The organism is endosymbiont of Bathymodiolus septemdierum str. Myojin knoll, assembly GCF_001547755.1.
Classification (GTDB): Bacteria; Pseudomonadota; Gammaproteobacteria; order PS1; family Pseudothioglobaceae; genus Thiodubiliella.
The window spans coordinates 994,621-1,011,603 of the sequence record NZ_AP013042.1; the positions used below are offsets into that span (position 1 = coordinate 994,621).

General features: G+C 37.5%; 14 protein-coding genes. 8 read left to right on the top strand and 6 right to left on the bottom strand.

Translation table 11 applies throughout. The features are described from left to right. The first annotated feature begins 41 nt into the window (after window positions 1-41). From BSEPE_RS05245 to BSEPE_RS05260, 4 genes are all read left to right on the top strand, one after another. Window positions 42-1,052, top strand: coding sequence for an IS5 family transposase (locus BSEPE_RS05245; protein WP_066044817.1), 1,011 nt, complete (start codon window positions 42-44; stop codon window positions 1,050-1,052). A 298-nt stretch (window positions 1,053-1,350) separates the two neighbouring features. Beyond that, window positions 1,351-4,458 carry a colicin E3/pyocin S6 family cytotoxin gene (locus tag BSEPE_RS05250; RefSeq protein WP_066044819.1) on the top strand — a complete coding sequence of 1,036 codons (3,108 nt, stop codon included), beginning with the start codon at window positions 1,351-1,353 and terminating at the stop codon, window positions 4,456-4,458. Further along, window positions 4,455-4,724, top strand: a complete 270-nt coding sequence (locus tag BSEPE_RS05255) for a DUF7683 domain-containing protein (RefSeq protein ID WP_066044821.1) — start codon at window positions 4,455-4,457, stop codon at window positions 4,722-4,724. The genes BSEPE_RS05250 and BSEPE_RS05255 overlap by 4 nt, the downstream gene beginning before the upstream one ends. A gap of 232 nt (window positions 4,725-4,956) precedes the next feature. Next, complete coding sequence (locus BSEPE_RS05260) at window positions 4,957-6,180, top strand: IS256 family transposase (protein WP_066046126.1); 1,224 nt, start codon at window positions 4,957-4,959, stop codon at window positions 6,178-6,180. Here BSEPE_RS05260 and BSEPE_RS05265 read toward each other — a convergent pair. The 5 genes from BSEPE_RS05265 to BSEPE_RS05285 all read right to left on the bottom strand — a co-directional run bounded on the left by BSEPE_RS05265 (window position 6,171) and on the right by BSEPE_RS05285 (window position 12,649). After that, window positions 6,171-6,914, bottom strand: a complete 744-nt coding sequence (locus tag BSEPE_RS05265; protein ID WP_066044823.1) for a transposase — start codon at window positions 6,912-6,914, stop codon at window positions 6,171-6,173. The genes BSEPE_RS05260 and BSEPE_RS05265 overlap by 10 nt on opposite strands. A gap of 138 nt (window positions 6,915-7,052) precedes the next feature. Continuing rightward, the gene (locus tag BSEPE_RS05270; protein ID WP_066044825.1) at window positions 7,053-8,501 is read right to left on the bottom strand and encodes a TrkH family potassium uptake protein; all 1,449 of its coding nucleotides are present in this window, start codon (window positions 8,499-8,501) and stop codon (window positions 7,053-7,055) included. Window positions 8,502-8,550: 49 nt separating this feature from the next. Continuing rightward, the gene (trkA, locus tag BSEPE_RS05275) at window positions 8,551-9,924 is read right to left on the bottom strand and encodes a Trk system potassium transporter TrkA (RefSeq protein WP_066044828.1); all 1,374 of its coding nucleotides are present in this window, start codon (window positions 9,922-9,924) and stop codon (window positions 8,551-8,553) included. Then, on the bottom strand, window positions 9,921-10,481 hold the full coding sequence (locus BSEPE_RS05280) for a response regulator (protein ID WP_066044830.1): 561 nt from the start codon (window positions 10,479-10,481) through the stop codon (window positions 9,921-9,923). The genes trkA and BSEPE_RS05280 overlap by 4 nt, the downstream gene beginning before the upstream one ends. Beyond that, on the bottom strand, window positions 10,478-12,649 hold the full coding sequence (locus tag BSEPE_RS05285; protein WP_066044832.1) for an ATP-binding protein: 2,172 nt from the start codon (window positions 12,647-12,649) through the stop codon (window positions 10,478-10,480). Before BSEPE_RS05285 ends, BSEPE_RS05280 begins: the two co-directional genes overlap by 4 nt. A 132-nt stretch (window positions 12,650-12,781) precedes the next feature. Between BSEPE_RS05285 and BSEPE_RS05290 the strand changes: the two genes are divergently transcribed. Genes BSEPE_RS05290 through coaD form a run of 4 tightly spaced genes read left to right on the top strand, consistent with a single transcriptional unit; the run spans window position 12,782 to window position 15,372 of the window. Continuing rightward, window positions 12,782-13,843, top strand: a complete 1,062-nt coding sequence (locus tag BSEPE_RS05290; RefSeq protein ID WP_066044834.1) for a ribonuclease D — start codon at window positions 12,782-12,784, stop codon at window positions 13,841-13,843. Continuing rightward, the gene (gene ppa, locus BSEPE_RS05295; protein ID WP_066044836.1) at window positions 13,828-14,358 is read left to right on the top strand and encodes an inorganic diphosphatase; all 531 of its coding nucleotides are present in this window, start codon (window positions 13,828-13,830) and stop codon (window positions 14,356-14,358) included. Before BSEPE_RS05290 ends, ppa begins: the two co-directional genes overlap by 16 nt. Beyond that, on the top strand, window positions 14,339-14,899 hold the full coding sequence (rsmD, locus tag BSEPE_RS05300; RefSeq protein WP_066044838.1) for a 16S rRNA (guanine(966)-N(2))-methyltransferase RsmD: 561 nt from the start codon (window positions 14,339-14,341) through the stop codon (window positions 14,897-14,899). Before ppa ends, rsmD begins: the two co-directional genes overlap by 20 nt. Next, window positions 14,896-15,372: a pantetheine-phosphate adenylyltransferase gene (gene coaD, locus BSEPE_RS05305; RefSeq protein WP_066044839.1), complete on the top strand. Its 477-nt coding sequence runs from the start codon at window positions 14,896-14,898 to the stop codon at window positions 15,370-15,372. Before rsmD ends, coaD begins: the two co-directional genes overlap by 4 nt. Window positions 15,373-15,528: 156 nt before the next feature. On the opposite strand, the gene BSEPE_RS05310 is transcribed toward coaD, so the two are convergent. Continuing rightward, window positions 15,529-16,983 (bottom strand): molybdopterin oxidoreductase family protein, encoded by a 1,455-nt coding sequence (locus BSEPE_RS05310; protein WP_066044842.1) that lies wholly within the window; start codon window positions 16,981-16,983, stop codon window positions 15,529-15,531.

Genomic DNA, 16,983 nt, shown 5'->3' on the forward strand with positions numbered 1-16,983 from the left:
TAAAATAACACCCATCTAAATCAATCATAAAAATACTAAAAATGTCTTGGAAGAACACAAAACAAAACTCATTTGCAGATTCTCTCGTTGTAGAGCACAAATCCCTATCAGAGCTTGATGATGTGCATAACATTATCAACTGGAATGAGATAGAGCAAACACTTTCAAACTTATATTCATCTGTACGCGGCGCACCCAGCTATCCGCCACTGATGATGTTTAAAATTCTTATCCTTCAAGCTTGGTATGGCCTTAGCGATGAAGCCCTAGAAAAACAAATTGCTAGAGACTTAATGTTCAGACGTTTTATTGATTTATCATTATCTGAGAGTGTGCCAGACCATTCCAGCATTTGGCATTTTAGACAACTACTCAATACTGAAAAACTCTTAGAACCTCTACTAGAACAAATCAACACTCATCTAGAACAAAATTCAATCATTGTCTCATTAGGCTCAATTAACATTATTGATGCCACTGTCATTGAAGCCAAGCAATGTAGAAAACGCAAAGGTAAGAATGGCAACAATACCCAAGACAAAGAAGCTGGCTATAATGTCAAAACAGCAGCTGATGGCAAAAAGAAAACCACCTATGGCTTCAAGATGCATGCTAATACTGATGAAGATGGCTTTGTTAAAAAGATGACCTATACCCCTGGCAATGTGCATGACTCAAAAGAATTTGATAAACTGCTTGATATAAGCAAAAGCAAAACCTGTGGACAAGTCTTTGCTGATAGTGCCTATGCTAATAAAAATAATAATGAAAAACTGGGTAAAGAAAACAATAAAATATTGCACCGTGCCTACAGAAACAAGCCTTTAACCAAAGAGCAGAAACAAGAGAATAAACAACGCTCATCTATTCGCTATATTGTTGAGCGAACCTTTGGCTTGCTAAAGCTTCATCACGGTTTAGGCAAAGCAAGATACCTTGGGTTAGAACGCAACAAAGCCAGAGCACAACTGATTGCCATAAGTCATAATCTTAAAACTGGGATGAATATTTTTAAGCGAATGCGCAACCTGAGGGATTGTTGTATCCAATGAACGGAGAAAGCGTAAAAATAGAGAGATAAAGCGATAAAATCTAGATAAATCAAAGATTTTTATGAGAAAAATACAGTAGATTCTAGAAAATATTTTTGAAAAACAGACAAACTGAAATTAAGGCAATAAATTATGAATTACGCAAAGGTCTCAAGGTAAAAATAAATTAGTAAATTAGGCTCAGAGAGTAATCAAAAAGACAAATAAACACAAACATTAATTACACTCCCACTACAAACAACCAGTCTCAAAGCATTTTTTTAAACCAACATCCCACCAAACCCAGTTAAAATACTTCATGTTCAAAAAACTGCTAACCACCTATTTCTCTTTTTATTTGGCACTCAGCCCAGTCGTAAACGCAACCACCCAAACTCAAACTACCGACCAAGCGGCTGTTACTAAAGATAAGGTAGCCACCCAAACCCAAACCCCCAACACCCAATCTACCACCCCAACCGCAATTACCCAAACCCCACTATCCATCACGCTACCCACTGGCACCACAGGCTTATTCGTCCAAGCCCAAGACCCACAAACAGACTACCTCATAGAAACCAACCCAGAGTTCACCCTTTATGATAACTTCATTAGCTCTGATTACTTGCTTAAACACATTGACTTTAACCCTGATAAAACACTCAAACGCATTGGCGATGGCTTCTACGAACAAAAACTCATTAAAGAACAACTCTTAGCACAAACAGGCAAGCGTTTTTTACAAAAAGACATCACCAGCGACAACGCCCAATATCGAAGACTGATGGACAATGCCATCAACCAGCAAAGAGATTTAGAGCTCATCCCTGGCATTAGCCTCACCACCGCCCAAATATCACAACTCACCCAAGACATGGTCTGGATGGAACCACAAACCATCACCCTAGCCGATGGCACCACCACCCAAGCTTTAGTGCCAAGAGTCTACATAGCCAACATCAATCAATATCAAGTTGAGGGTGGCAGAATTATTGCAGGTAAAGACATTAACCTTAATGTTAACCAACTCAAAAACGCAGGTCTCATCAAAGCAGGAGACAATCTATCAGTTAGTGCATTAGACAGTATCCTTAACCAAGGCGGCACCCTCCAAGCAGACAACACCCTAACCCTGCTTGCAAACAACAACATCAACAACATCAGTGCTGATATTAAGGCAAAAGACATCATCCTCACCAGCATCAACGGCAACATTAACAATGTCCGCTTTGAGAAAAATGTAGATTACTCACAAGGCAACACCAAAGACATTAAAAAAATAATCGGCAACCAAGCCAATATCCAAGCCACCAACGATATTAAGTTAACAACTAACAAAACCATCAACCTTGCTGGTTCAAATATTAATGCCAACAACAAACTAGACTTAAACGCTAATAATGTCATCTTAACCACTACCCAACAAGTAACCGACTTCTACTCAGGCAACAACAAAAACTACTATAAAGAAAACTCAACCACCAATCTTAAAAGTCAAATCAAAGCAGGTAATATCAACATCAATGCTAACGAGCAAGTAACCATCAAAGGTACAAACCTCCAAGCAGACAACCAAACCAACATCCAAAGCAAAGTACTAAACATTACCTCAGTCAAAGACACCAAATACACCCAACTTCATTCAGAATCAAAAGGCGGCTTGTTTGGCGGTGGACATGACGATACCACCACTACCAGTACCACAGATAACATCCAAAGCACCCTCCAAGCCAAAGATATTAACATTACTAACAAACTCACCCAAGTCCAAGCCTCCAAACTCCAAGCAGACACCATCAAAATCACCACTGAGCTACTCAACCTAGTCTCAGACAAAGACCTAGACTTTAAACAAATCCAAACCGAATCATCAGGTTTTTTAACCAAGACCATTACCGATAAAGGCCACAACAAACAAACCAAAGTAGTCGCAGAAATAAACGCCAATGACAAACTTATCATTAACAACCAGCAACTAACCAATAATCAACTAACCAACAAACAGTTAACCACCACTCAACAACAAATCCTAACCAAACTCACCTCAAGCGATGGCTTAAATAAAAACCTACAAGCCCAACTCAAAGCCCAAGGCATCACCCTAAGTGATGTCAACATCTCTAACAAAAACTGGGATGAATCCACCACCACCCTTAGTGGTTTAGGTGCAATTATCGTACAAGTAGTAGCAGCTGCTCTTACAGGCGGAGCTGCTAATGGCTTTATCAACGCTGCCATAGCAAGTGTACAAACACAACTAGCCGCAGCTGTGCTCACCGCAGGTATCACTGGTAACAGTTTAGCAATTGACCCTAAACAAATGCTAAAGACTGCATTAACAGCAGGTGCTAGTCAATATGCCCTCAACCAATACGGCGCAAAAACACTCAACGCAGACGGCACCACTTCAATTGCCACATACAGCAAAGACCTAGACTTCAGCACCAATCTACAAAACGGACTACAAAACACCGCAGTAACAACAGCAGTAAGCACTGCCATCAACGGTGGCTCTCTAGCAGACAATCTTAAAAACAATTTAGCAAGCAGTGTTTTAACAACGGGGCTTGCCAAAGGTGCCAACCTAATAGGCAATGCCAAAGCCATAGGCAACCTCAACGACTTCACCCACAAAGTTGCCCATGCAGCACTGGGTTGTGCTGGTGCTAAGATACAAGGTAAGGATTGTGGTAGTGGTGCGGTTGGGGCTGTTGTTGGGGAGGTTATTGCTGAGCAAGTTGGTAAGTATCAAGGCAAAGATATTAGCAAAATGACTAAGGCAGAGTTTGAGCAATACAAACAAGACACGACTGCTTTAGCGAGAGTTGGGACGGCAGTTATTACTCAAGGGTTGGGTAAGGATATTGAGATAGCAGACCAAGCGGCTGAGAATGCGGTGGAGAATAATGCGCTGGTTAGTGGCGCTATAGTATTGACTGTTGTTGCAGTAGCAGAACTTATTGATAAAGGTGTTACTGCTTATGATGCTTGGCAATTAAAGAAAGCACTTGATGAAGGTAGGACGGAGGATGCAAAAGCATTAGTAGCAGTTATTGGTATTGGCGTGGTAACGGAGGCTATTCCTGGGAATAAAATTATTCAGAAGATTGCTCAAGGTATTGGAAAAGAGAAGAAAATTACCAGCGTAGTTAAGAATAATAATTACAACTATAAACCCGCCCCTAAAAAGCCTGAAGATATAACAGGGATACCAAATTTAAAATCGTCTCCTTCTAAAACTTCTGCTCAAGGTGGAGGTAAACTGAGAAAACGGTACAAAGATAAAAAAGGTAATATTTATGAATGGGATTATCGTCATGGCACTTTAGAAAAATATAATAAAAGAGGAAAACACTTAGGAGAATATGACCCTAACACTGGCAAACAATTAAAATCAGCTGATAAAACACGAAAGGTTGAGCCATGAGCAATAAAATATTTGAATTTAAGATTGAAGTTTTTTGGTTAGATGAGAAAAAATATGGAGAAGATTTAATTGAGGAGATATATTTTTATGATAGATTGGAAACGATGATAAAGATTGTCGACCCTGATTTAGATGATTTAGAATTTGTGGGTGGTGTCTATAGGTTAAATGACGAAAATAAAATTCGTTATTTTGAAAAAAAATTAAGTAAGAAGCTGGATTTAAAAAAATATCAATATTTCTTTGAACGATATGGACATGATTAAATTATGAATTATTTTTATACCTTAATTTTATTGCTGGCATCTACCAATGTTAGGAAATAAAGGGGTCAGGAAATAAAGGGGAAATAAATGGGTAAATAAAGGGGTCAGTGTAAATTAAACCTTCTTTTTCGACCCTGTAAACCCTCATATTTTATAATCCCTAAAAAGGAGAAAAAACATGAGTAACGCAACACTAAGAAAAAACCAAAAGAACCAACTGAACAACACAGGCATTAACCAACAAAAACTCCGTGCTTTTGCTGGTGAGCTTGCCAAAGACATCCACACCCAAGATGACTTGGCAGACTTGTCTGCATCATTGGTTAAGATGACCATAGAAGCGGCACTTGGTGCTGAGATGGAACATCACCTTGGCTATCCAAAATATGGACAAAATGGCAATGAATCTAATGCCAGTAATAACGCTCGCAATGGCTACTACTCTAAAATTGTTAAAGGTAATCATGGCGAAGTTGAACTTGCTATTCCAAGGGATCGCAATGCTAACTTTGAGCCTGCTATCATTGAGAAGGGTCAAACCAGATTAGGCGCTTTTGATAATCAAATATTAAGCCTGTATGCCAAAGGCATGAGCACCCGTGATATTGTCACAACCTTTAAAGAGATGTATGACGCTGACATCTCAGCAACGTTGGTGTCCAATGTAACACAAGCGGTTATTACTCAAGCCACAGAGTGGCGTAATCGTCCATTGGATGAGATTTACCCCATTGTTTATTTAGACGGTATTGTCATTAAAGTTAGGCAAGATAAACAAATCATTAAAAAGACCATGTACATTGCCCTAGGCGTTAATCTTGAGGGTAAAAAAGAATGTCTTGGCTTATGGTTGTCCAAAAATGAATCTTCTAAGTTCTGGTTGGGCGTTCTTAACGATATTGCTAATCGTGGCGTAAAAGACATTCTGATCGCCTCAGTCGATGGGTTAACGGGATTCCCCGAAGCTATTAATGCCGTGTTCCCACAGGCTGATGTACAACTGTGTATTGTTCATATGGTTCGCAACTCGCTTAAATATGTGGGCTATAAGGAACATAAGAATGTTGCTAGTGATTTAAAGCAAATCTATCAGTCTATTACTGAAGAAGAAGCTTTATTGGCGTTAGATGAGTTTGAGTATAAATGGGATACGCAGTTCCCAAGTATCGCCAAATCGTGGCGACGAAATTGGGATAATGTTGCTACTCTATTTGCTTATCCTGAGGCAATCAGAAAGGCAATCTATACCACTAATGCCATTGAATCCTTAAACTCAATGATTAGAAAATCTATCAAAAACAGAAAGATTTTTAATCATGATAACTCTGCTTTTAAAGTGGTCTTTTTAGCCATTGAAGCAGCCAGTAAGAAATGGACAATGCCAATACGAAATTGGTCACAAGCAATGAATCAGTTTATAATCCTACATGAGGATAGATTAAAGGATTATGTCTGATTTTTGAAAGAGGTGTTTACACAATCTGGTTTACAGGGTCTCTTTTTCCGCCACCCTTTCGGTCTTCCCCTGCTTTTACTTGTCATGTTGTAGCCTGTTAATTTTTTTATTTGTGTAATAAAAGCCTCATTGCCAATCGCCATGCCTTGATTGGTTGTTTTACGAATGTTGTCAATCAGCTTGTGGTCAAGTTCGTATTCAAAAAGTGCACGATAATTGTGTTGTCTTGCTTCTTGGGTATTGCCCAATGTTAGGTATTCTTGGTGTGGGGTGCATAAATCAGATTGCCTGCCCAATGCGTTAATTTGATAACTAGAGAAAGAATAATCAGCAGGGTCTTCAATCATGCCAGCGCGCACAGGATTAAGTTCAATGTAGCGATAAACACTCAACAAATAAGCCTCGGACTGCACCAAAGAGGATTTATACCGACCCTCCCATAATGTGCCGCTACGCCCGTATGTTTTGTTGAAGTAAACAACATAAAGCCTACCAACATCTTGCATAGTTTTACTAATGGCATTTTCACTAAGCGGGGTGCAAAGCAAATGGATGTGGTTGGTCATTAACACCCAGGCGTGTATTTGCAAGTTGTGTTTTGTTGAATAATCTTTTAAACAACTGACATAAAAAGCCATGTCATCTTCACTGGTAAAACAAACTTGACGATTATTACCCCTGGCAATGACATGCTGAAGAATGCCAATGGGGCTAATGCGAGGCTTTCTTGGCATGGGACAATGTTAAAGTGTTAAGTTGGAAGTCATGTTTTGATTTTATAGCAAGACTGGCAACAGTTGTTATTTAATTGACACTGACCCCTTTATATACTGACCCCTTTATATAATTTTTAACTTTTTTATAAATTATTCTTAAAAACGCCAAAAAGCACGGTTGAGAAGTGCCATTAGCGTTAGAATTTCCAAGCGCCCAAGCAGCATAGAAAAACTTAAAATCCATTTAGCGCTATCACTGATACTGCCATAGTTAGCGGCAACCTTTCCTAGCCCCGGACCAAGATTATTAATGCTAGCAGCGGTGGCCGAAAAACTACTCACTTGATCAAGCCCGGTAAACATTAAGGCAAGCATAATTACAAAAAAAGCAATCACATAGAGGGCGAAAAAACCCCAAACTGAAACTAAGGTACTGTCAGGAACGCTTTTTTTATTAAGTTTGATGTTGATTTGAGCGTTGGGGTGAATAAATTTTTTAATTTCTTTAGCGGCAAGTTTGAACATTAATAACACTCTAACCACTTTAATACCGCCGCCTGTTGAACCTGAAGATGCGCCAATAAAACTGGCGAAAATCAGTAACACTGGTAATCCCAATGCCCATAATGAAAAATCAGTGGAAATAAAGCCTGTTGTTGTTGCCATTGAAACGCTTTGAAAAAGTGCAACCCTAAATGCCTCACCGATACTTAAATATTGCCCAGTGTTAAATAAGTAGATAAAAACCAATAGTGTTAAAAAAACAAGAAAAGCAACATAAGTTTTAAACTCCGAATCTTGATAATAGTGATTGATATGGTTCTGACGCCAAACGAAGAAATGTAGGGAAAAATTGATACCTGCAAAAAACATAAAAAATACGGCAATAGTCTCAATTAAATAAGAATCAAAAAATCCAATAGAATTGTCATGGGTAGAAAAACCGCCAATTGCTACGGTAGAGTAACTGTGCCCAATAGCATCAAAAGCATTCATTCCTACAAGGTAATAAGCCAATGCACAAGCCAGCGTAAAACCGATATAAATAAACCACAAAACTTTAGCTGTTTGGGTCAATTTTGGGGTGAGTCTATCTCTAGAGATGCCACTGGCTTCTGCATGATAAAGCTCCATGCCGCTAACGCCAAGCATTGGCAGAATTGCAAGTGCTAAAACAATAATCCCCATTCCACCAAGCCATTGTAGTTGTTGCCGATAATATAAAATTGCTTTAGGAAGGTCATCCAGCCCAGTAATAACCGTTGCCCCTGTGGTAGTTAGCCCAGACATTGATTCAAAAAATGCGTCGCTGAATGACATATTTAGACTTTCAGTTAGCAAAAATGGGACAGTAGCAAACAAAGATAAAACAAACCAAAAACTCACCACCACAAGAATACCCTCGCGGATTCTAAACGCTTTTTTCGAATGCCTAAAGGGTAACCATAACCCCAAACCACTTATTAAAGTAATCAATAAGGCAGTTAAAAAAACAGGGTATTGTTGCTCACCATACGCAACATCAACGATAATTGGAGGCAGTTGTGTAAAGCTGAAAATCATTAATAACAGCCCAATAGTTTTAAATACGATACTAAATTGCATACTATATATCCTCTAATATTATAAGTTATAAGCCCGGCTTATAAGTTGGTTAATTAAGCTGAACTTCAAATAATTTTTCTACTTTATGGATTTGTGATGTGTCGCTCATGACTAATAACACATGGTCATTTTCTTCAATCGCTAATTGTCTTGATGCCATCAACGCTTTATTGCCACGCACGATTGCACCAACCACAACACCCTCTGGAAAATTGATATTTTCAATGCTTTTACCAACCACATTGGAATGGTGTTTATCGCCGTGAACAATAAGTTCAATGGCTTCTGCTTTGCCTTTTCGCAGTGAATGCGCTGTCATTGTATCGCCCTTACGAAGATGGGATAAAATACCGCTGGTGGTAATTTGATCAGGGGATATAACCATATCCACATCATCACTTTGCGTGGCTAAATCAACATACATATTGCGTTTAACCAAGGCAACTGTTTTATATGCACCAAGGCGTTTTGCCAGGATTGAAACAATCACATTAATCTCATCAGAGTCGGTTAGTGCAAGGAACAAATCAATATTTTCAATACCTTCTGATTTTAACAAATCCTCATCAGAAGCGTTACCATGTAATACAATAGCATTCTCTAATTGGTCGGCAATTTCTTTAACGCGTTTTTTATCAAGCTCAATAATGCGCACAAGGTGATTTTTTTCTAAAAATTTGGCTAAATTTAGCCCAATCAAACCACCACCTGCAATCATAATGTTTTTATAGGGTCTGTCCATACGCCTAAACTCTTTTAATACCTTGGAGACGCTTTTTTTCTTGGTAACAAAATAGACTCTATCACCATCTTTAATAACTGTCTCGCCATAGGCTGGAATGACTTGATTATCCCTATATATACTAACAATGCGAACATGTGTCTTGGGCAAGTGGTCGTGCAATTCTTTAATTGGATGCCCAACAATCGGCGTGCCTTTATAGGCTTTGGTTTCAACCAATTGTATTAAACCATTATCAAATTCAAATATCTGCTCTGCGCCTGGCTGCTCAACCACGCGCTTAATAAAATCTGTTACCAATATTTCAGGGGTAATTGTAAAATCAATTGGAATCGCATTATCAGAAAATAAAGCCTTATGATGTAGATATTCTGCGGTGCGAATACGAGCAATTTTTTTATTAACACCATACAATGTATGTGCAATTTGACATGCCAACATATTGCCCTCATCCGATTTCGTCACCGCAATCACCATATCCATGGTCTTGATTTCCGCCTCTTCTAAAATATTGGGGTATGAGCCATGCCCACAAATAGTTTTAACATCTAAATATCGTTGAATTGATGATAGGTTTTCCTCATCCTTATCAACAATAGTAATGTCATTTTCCTCATCAAGGCTTAGATATTTAGCCAACGATACGCCCACTTGCCCTGCCCCTAGAATTAAAATATTCATTTTTTATCAATCCCCAAGTCTTTTAATTTACGATATAAAGTGGTTCTTTCCAATCCTGCAATGTCTGCCACTTTGGCAATGTTGTTATTATTTTGACTTAAATGGTGCTTGAAATATTGCGCTTCAAAAATATTTCTTGCACTTTTAAGTGGCAAGTCAAAATCAATACCGCTCACTTTCTCGGATTTATAAATACCTTGCTTGGATAAAAATTTACGCACCAACGGTAAAATATCGTGCAACGGTTTTTTAAGAAAATCCAATGCACCAAGTTTAATGGCTTTAATCACATCTTGATGCTCCGCATGACCTGACATCATTACTACTGGCATAGTAAAACCCGCATTCATCCATTCCTCCAATAAAGACATTCCATCTTGTCCAGACATCCACACATCCATCATAATCAAGTCAAAGGTTTGCGTTTTGACAATGGCTTTTGCCTCAGTGGCATTGGCAGCAAGTGTCACGCTATAATTCACATCCTCAAGTGTGTCTTTAATGGTTTCAGAATTGATTTTCTCATCGTCAATAATCAAAATATTACCAATTATCATACCCCCTCCTTTATCTGCTTAAACTCAATCGTAATAATTGCACCGTGAGGCTTAACATTAGCAACAAAAATTCGTCCATTATGCTGTTTAATGATATTTTGCACGATTGCCATCCCTAAGCCACTGCCTTTAGCTTTGGTAGTAACATAAGGTTCGAATACTGACGCCAGCATCGACTCGTCAAATCCACTGCCATTGTCCTCAATGCTTAGGCGCACTATACCCTCATCTTTTAAATATTTTGTGGCAATTTTTACGATTAAGCCCTGTCCATTTTCAACCGCTTCAGTGGCATTTTTAACCAAATTAATTAATACTCTAGAAATGCTATTGGCATCAAGATGTAATTGAGGCACATCATTAGATAACTCAAATTTAATCTTAATATTATCTTGTGCATCATAAAGAGAAACCGATTGAGCAATTAAGCTGTTAAGATCTAACAATTTACGCTTAATTTTTGGAATATTGGCATAATCAGAAAAAGTATTAACCATTGCATCCAATGACTTCACCTGGTCAATAATAACGCTGGTGGTTTTATCAATAATTTCCAAATCTTTGCCTTTAAGTGTATTCAAAAATCTATTTCTAAGGCGTTGTGCAGAAAGTAAAATTGGGGTTAATGGATTTTTAATTTCATGTGCCATTCGCACTGCTACCTCACCCCAAGCGGCTTCTTTTTGCGCTCTATGAAGTTTGGTAATATCTTTAATAATAATCACATAACCTAAAGTTTTATTACCTTCATCTAGTACCGCACCATGGCAAGAAAGCAAGATGTGACGCCCAGGTAGCGTTACTTCAATCTCTTCACTCCATTCACTTTGACCTTGATCAAATCTGTCTTGGATAATGAAAAATAAAGGCTCAAGATAGCTATTTTTTTCAGCAATATTATTACAAAAATCGCCGACAAATTGTTGCACTTTTTCAATCGACAATATCTTGCCAATCATAGGGTTAACAAACTGAATTTTTTTGTTTTTGTCCAAACCAATAACGCCAAACGAATATTTTAAAATGGTCTCCAAATAAAGGTTATGCGTACTTAACCCTTGACGAGATTGCTGAATTTGTTTTGACATTTCGTTGAACTGGTCAATCAAACTACGCACATCTCCGTTTTTTTCTTGGTTGTGCACTCTTACCGCATAATTACCCTTAGTAATTTCCTTAGTAGCAAGTGCGAGATTCTGCATTGGACGCATTAAATGGTCAATCAGCCTAAGGACAATCAGCAATACACTCAATATCGTTAATAAAACGGTGGAAGAAAAATCTAACAAAAAGCGTTTTTGGGTAAGCGAGGTATTGACACTAAAAGTGAGATTACTGGCAAAATTATAAAAACCTTTAACATGCCCTAAAAAACGCAATAAGTGTGGATCGGTGGCATACACAACAGTCAAATCTAAAGTTTTTTTATCCGCTTTTTTATTTAGGTACTGGGTAGACATTTGCACCTGAAATAATCGAGATTCCTCATATTCAAAAGCAATTAAATTTTGTTGATTTGAGAGTGGCTGATTGTCCTCAACAACACAAGTAGTGTCTTGACTGGCTTGCGCAATAATTTTATCTTTTTCGTTTTTAAGTACTAAGGAGCAGGCATATTTTTTATCAATTAAACTTTGAATAAAAACTTGCATAAACTGATTGTAGTCTTTTTCCTCTTTTTGGAAATTAGAATAACTTTGAATTTGTTGCAATAGGACTTTGGTAAAATCAACATAGCGGTCATCTCTGACCACTTGCAAGCCTTGATATAAAGCACCAACTCGGTCTAAAAAAATCTTGTTGAATTTGTTGTAAGTTTGCTCAGAACGCTCAACATTATCGTGAATAGTCTGAAATGAAAACATATAAAAAGACAGCACTGGAACAATCGTCAACAAAGGCACAATCTTAATAAACGACCAAGTGAAACGCGCACCAATGACGCCATCTTTTTCATCTTTCTTAAGTTTAGCAATGGCAAAAAACAAATAATAACTTGCAATCATCAGCATAACTGCATTATAAGAAACCAGTACCCACCACCATTCTGTAATCAACGCTGGGTTTAACCCTAGATATGACAATCCGCCAATTGAGACTAGGAAAATAATTATCCAAATCCATTTATTTGGCACTTTTTTGATAGCAAAATCTTGCTTAAAAAACATTGTTTATGCATTACTATAGTTACAATAATATACTAATTATCTCATAAAAATAGGTTTGCAATACAATTGTTGTTAAAATACAACAATAAAGGCTTTTTTAGTCCGTAGCCCTTTTTTTACGAATAAAGAAGAATGATTAAAAATAACACTGAGTTAACTGATTTTTTGCATTGCATTAAAAGCGACACTGAATTAGCAATTGATACCGAATTCAAATGGGTGGACAGCTATTATCCGCAGTTGTGCTTGTTACAAATTGCGACGAATACTATAGCAGCGTGTATTGATGTGCTGGCAATTGAGGATTTGCAGCCTTTATTTAATAAAATTTATCAGCCCGATGTTTTGTGGATTGCACACGCTGCACGCAATGATATAGAGGTGTTGTATCGGTACTCTAGGCAGTTACCTGCACAGGTTTTTGATACACAAATTGCGGTTAGCTTGTTAAAGAATTTGCGTCCGACAAACAGTGATTTTGGTGCACAGATTTCTTATCAATGGTTAACGGAAATTTTACAAGGAGTAACCCTAGACAAAGCCTTTACTCGACTAGATTGGACCATGCGGCCGTTACCTGATGAGGCCATAAAGTATGCCCTAGAAGATGTGACTTACTCAATCAAAAATTACCATCAATTGAAAAAACGACTTGAAAACGAAGGGAAATTGGATTGGCTATTAGAAGAAGGTCAGTCTATCTTAGATGCACACATACATAAGCCTAATATTTTTCAGTGTTGGGATCGAGTAAAGGGTTTTTCTCGTATCCCTAAAAAACGACATACATTTGCAGTACAATTAGCAGGTTGGCGAGAGCAGATGGCAATTGACAAAAATAAACCAAGACGCTGGATTATGACAGATAATGATTTGATTGATATAGCAATGGACAAACAGCAATTAACCGACGAAAAGCAAAAACAATTTTCCCTATTTTTAGCCAAAAATCCTTATACAATTGAACTAGATACACATAAACAAATACCACCAACGGCAAAAGAAAAAGCGCAAAAATTAATCCTGCAAACGCACATTGAGGATAAAGCCAGTCAAAATAATTTAACAGCAGAAGTTATCACAAGCGGTAAAAATTTGTTAAGATACTTACGCGGCGACCAGTCGGTAAATTTTCTTAGTGGTTGGCGTTATGATTTATTAAAAGAGGAGTTAGAAAAATGCAAAATAGTTTAAAACCAGTCTCAGCAGGAAATATTCCTGACGAAGTGAATGTTATTATTGAAATCCCAGCGAATTCATCTCCCGTAAAATACGAAATTGACAAAGAAACTGGCGCAATGTTTGTCGATAGATTCATCTCAACGCCAATGTTTTACCCTTGTAATTATGGCTTTGTGCCAGATACTTTGTCTGACGATGGCGACCCTGCGGATGTACTGGTTATCACGCCCTACCCATTAATTCACGATTCCGTTATTACCGCTCGCCCTGTTGGTGTATTGCGTATGACCGATGAAGAAGGTCAAGATTATAAAATTTTAGCTGTGCCAACTGAAAAACTGTGTAAATCTTATAACGATATCAAAAATATTGGCGATGTTAATCAAACTTTAAAAGACCAAATTGAACATTTTTTCACCTACTATAAAGACCTTGATAAAGAAAAATGGGTCAAAATCGATGGCTGGGGCGATGTGAACGAAGCCAAACAAGAATTACAAGCCTCTTTTGACGCATATCAGAAATAATAGCGCTCAAATTATAGGTGGTAAACACCGAGGCAGGCAGTTTAAGTTTGCAGATGCAGAAGGGTTAAGACCGACACCGAACAAAGTGAGAGAGACCCTGTTTAATTGGTTGCAATTTGAAATGGCTAATGCGACTTTTTTGGATTTGTTTGCGGGGAGCGGCGCATTAAGTTTTGAGGCAATTTCTCGTGGGGCAAAAACGGTGGTAAGTATTGAAAAAGATGTGGTGTCATTTAAGTTTTTGCAAGAGAATAAACGCCTGCTAGGGGTGAATAATTTAACAATTTTTAATCAGGATGCATTTGATTTTTTAAGTAAAAAAATAGATGTATTTGATTATATTTTATTAGATCCACCTTTTGATAAAGGTTTTTTATCTAAAGCATTGAGCTTAATTATGGAAAATGCATTTTTAGCTAAAGGTGGTAAAATTTATATCGAATCTGAATTTAAAATCACTGAGGATTTCTTGGAAAGTGGATTTATTATTAATAAACAAAAAAAATCTGGAATGGTACATTACTGCCTAATACAACGATGAAAAAAAATGCAATTTACCCAGGGTCATTTGACCCGATTACAAATGGTCATATTGATTTAATCAAGCGCGCTAGTAAATTATTTGATACTGTGATTATTGGCATTACACAAAATAGCAAGAAAGTGGCTTTTTTAAGTGTCAAAGATAGAATAGAGTCGGTAGAAACTGCGTTACAAGGGATTGACAATATAAAAGTACTGGGTTTTGATACTTTATTGGTTGATTTTGCCGAAGCACAAAATGCACAGATTATTTTACGAGGCTTGCGAGCAGTTAGTGATTTTGAATATGAGTTTCAATTATCAGGAATGAATAAACATCTTAATCCTAATATCGAAACTTTATTTATGACACCTGCAGAAAAATATGCGAACATTTCCTCCTCATTAGTGAGGGAAATTTTGTCTTTGAATGGGGACATTAGTGCATTTGTACCAAAAAATATAGAAATATTATTAAAGGAAACCATTTAAGACTACTGCATTACCTCAGTGCAACTTAAGGAATACAGATCAAGCCTATTTACCCGCGCCCAGCGTGGGTGTAAATGGAGGTCAATGCAGTGGTCTCAAAAACGAAGTGATGAATGGCATCATTTTGATAGTAAGACAATATTACCAATTACTTGACTAACCTTTAAAACAAGGTTGTTTAGAATATTTATCTAACTCAACTTCTTTATCTTTAAATAATTCCCTATTGGTAATATGGTGAATAGAGACGACCTCTTTGTTGACTTTTGTCATCTTTCTTAATGTTTTGCTTTTGCCAGTGCGGGTCATACCGTGCCATTGTGTAAGTAGGCGGACATTGTTAACAGGCGTTTGATTTTTGCGCTCCTGTACTTGGATGTTTACCAAAGACTCTCGCACTTTTATTTGTGGCGTCCAAGTAGTGTCAATATTCATTTCTTGCCAAATATCGTCTGCATTTTCATAATCAAAACCTTCTAATCCTAACGCCCTAGCGAGCAGACAAACAATTTCCCAATCGGGCTTTGATTCTCCTGCGGGAGGTAGAAATGCGTTTTGTTTTAGATAACGCCTTTCTGAATTCTTTATATGTCCATTTTTTTCCGACCAACTGCACACAGGTAGCACAATATCTGCATTTTTAGTCGTGAGAGTCTGAGTAAAGTCTGAAACAATCAGATTTTTAATTTTCCGATAGTTAATCATGCTATGCACCGGATTTGTCCCCATCACCCATATCGTTTTGATTTGCTTAGTTGAGAAAAATTCGGTGGCAGTTAAATCGCTTGTTCTTATGCCAATTTCCCTTGCGCCCATTGCATTACATTGCCCTGTGAGCGATAAAACACCACAACCAGGTTTATTGATATTGCCTGTCTTGATATGCGCATTAATTAAAGCGTTGACTTTTTCTGTGGCATCTGTTGATTGTGTTAACCCTTGTGAATAAACGCTTAAAGTTTTTTTATTTTTAAACCAATCTTGATTAGGTAAATCATTAATTAAAACCATATCTGATGCGGGTTCCACTTTAATAAATAGATCTGCTTTTTTAGCAGTAGTGCTTTCATAGACATCAACACAAACGACAAAAGCTTTTGATTTTTTAATGTGATTAAAGACAATCGGATGACAATCTGCGGCGTTACTACCGATAATTAAAATCGTTTCTGCTTTATAAATATCGTCAAAAGAAACAGGCACGATATCGTCACCATACGCTCTTTTATTAGCCTCTACGGTAGAATACATGCAAAGTCTTGAGTTGCTTTCAAGGTTTTTAATACCAAAAGCATTAGCGAATTTTTTTGCAACGAATAGGTCTTCCATTAACAATTGACCTGATAAATATAAAGCGATTTCATCTTTTGCTTTGGTAGTAAATAACGCCACCATTTTGGCAATCGCTTTATCCCAACTGCCGAAAGTGGGTGTAACTAATCGTTCTTTATCAGTACCAATAGTTTCTAATAGCGTTTGCCCCTTAATGCACAACATTCCTTGATTGACAGGCGAATCTCTATCGCCAATTAATTGCCATGCTGAACCGGAACGACTGATTTCAATACCGCAGCCAACACCACAATAAGGGCAAGTTGTTTTAAAACTCAT

Bases quoted from the DNA above. Each gene is read 5' to 3' on its own strand.
- BSEPE_RS05245 (WP_066044817.1), top strand. From the start codon at position 42: ATGTCTTGGAAGAACACAAAACAAAACTCATTTGCAGATTCTCTCGTT.
- BSEPE_RS05250 (WP_066044819.1), top strand. From the start codon at position 1,351: ATGTTCAAAAAACTGCTAACCACCTATTTCTCTTTTTATTTGGCACTC.
- BSEPE_RS05255 (WP_066044821.1), top strand. From the start codon at position 4,455: ATGAGCAATAAAATATTTGAATTTAAGATTGAAGTTTTTTGGTTAGAT.
- BSEPE_RS05265 (WP_066044823.1), bottom strand. From the start codon at position 6,914: ATGCCAAGAAAGCCTCGCATTAGCCCCATTGGCATTCTTCAGCATGTC.
- BSEPE_RS05270 (WP_066044825.1), bottom strand. From the start codon at position 8,501: ATGCAATTTAGTATCGTATTTAAAACTATTGGGCTGTTATTAATGATT.
- trkA (WP_066044828.1), bottom strand. From the start codon at position 9,924: ATGAATATTTTAATTCTAGGGGCAGGGCAAGTGGGCGTATCGTTGGCT.
- BSEPE_RS05280 (WP_066044830.1), bottom strand. From the start codon at position 10,481: ATGATAATTGGTAATATTTTGATTATTGACGATGAGAAAATCAATTCT.
- BSEPE_RS05285 (WP_066044832.1), bottom strand. From the start codon at position 12,649: ATGTTTTTTAAGCAAGATTTTGCTATCAAAAAAGTGCCAAATAAATGG.
- BSEPE_RS05290 (WP_066044834.1), top strand. From the start codon at position 12,782: ATGATTAAAAATAACACTGAGTTAACTGATTTTTTGCATTGCATTAAA.
- ppa (WP_066044836.1), top strand. From the start codon at position 13,828: ATGCAAAATAGTTTAAAACCAGTCTCAGCAGGAAATATTCCTGACGAA.
- coaD (WP_066044839.1), top strand. From the start codon at position 14,896: ATGAAAAAAAATGCAATTTACCCAGGGTCATTTGACCCGATTACAAAT.
- BSEPE_RS05310 (WP_066044842.1), bottom strand. From the start codon at position 16,983: ATGAGTTTTAAAACAACTTGCCCTTATTGTGGTGTTGGCTGCGGTATT.